This window comes from Belnapia sp. AC561 (assembly GCF_979252845.1).
The window spans coordinates 1-246 of sequence record NZ_CEEDBP010000406.1 but is presented as its reverse complement, the minus strand read 5'-3'; the positions used below and the strand labels follow the sequence as shown (position 1 = coordinate 246).

The 246-nt window shown below is 61.8% G+C and carries 1 protein-coding gene; it reads left to right on the top strand.

Going from position 1 to position 246, the window contains the following annotated elements:
• The coding region (locus AC0IW9_RS31625) for a PaaI family thioesterase (protein WP_471652239.1) at nucleotides 1-246 on the top strand (246 nt) is incomplete at both ends.

Sequence of the window (246 nt, the reverse complement as noted above, 5' to 3'; positions counted from 1 at the left end):
ATATTGACCTGCGCATCGACCAACTGGACGCCAATAACGCCTACGCCCGCGTGCCGTTCCAGGCCAAATTGGTGCGCCCGGGCGGCACCGTTTCGGGGCCGACGATCATGGCGCTTGCCGACGCCGCGATGTACGCCGTGGTGCTGGGGCGCCTCGGCAAGGTCGAGATGGCAGTGACCGCGAACTTGAACATCAACTTTCTGGCGAAACCAAAGCCGGTCGACTTAATCGCCCATGCGCAAATAC